Annotated in this window: 1 protein-coding gene; it reads left to right on the top strand. The window is 67.7% G+C overall.

The features are described from left to right. The coding region (locus tag JTN19_RS14530; RefSeq protein ID WP_206934109.1) for an IS5 family transposase at nucleotides 1-490 on the top strand (490 nt) is incomplete at its 5' end. Nucleotides 491-507 lie beyond the last annotated feature (17 nt).

Here is a 507-nt window from a genome sequence, read left to right as displayed (position 1 = left end):
GGCCAGCCCGACGGCGGCGGTGATCGACAGCCAGAGCGTCAAGACCACCGAGAGCGGCGGCCCGCGCGGCTACGACGCGGGCAAGAAGATCAAGGGCCGCAAGCGGCACGCGATGGTGGACACGGATGGTCGGGGACTGACGCTCGACAACCATCCGGCCAGCATCCAGGACCGCGACGGCGCGCCGCCCTTGATGCGCATGTCGCGCCGCCGCTGGCCCTTCGTGCAACTCGCCTTCATGGACAGCGGCTACGCCGGGGATCGCGTCGCTGGTGCCACCGCCATCCGCGTCGAGATCGTGCGCAAGCCCAAGGGGCAGGTCGGCTTCGCCGTTCACGCGCGACGCTGGGTGGTCGAACGCTTCTTCGCATGGATCGGCCGCAATCGACGCCTCGCGAAGGACTTTGAGGCCACCATCGCCTCCGCAAACGCCTTCCTCTACGCGGCTTCCGTCATCATCCTGCTACGCCGCATCGCACGTTCCGCATGAGATTCGAGACAGACTCT

This window comes from Roseococcus thiosulfatophilus, assembly GCF_017311575.1.
Classification (GTDB): domain Bacteria; phylum Pseudomonadota; class Alphaproteobacteria; order Acetobacterales; family Acetobacteraceae; genus Roseococcus; species Roseococcus thiosulfatophilus.
The sequence above is the reverse complement of the archived record's forward strand: the minus strand, read 5'-3'. Positions and strand labels throughout refer to the sequence as shown.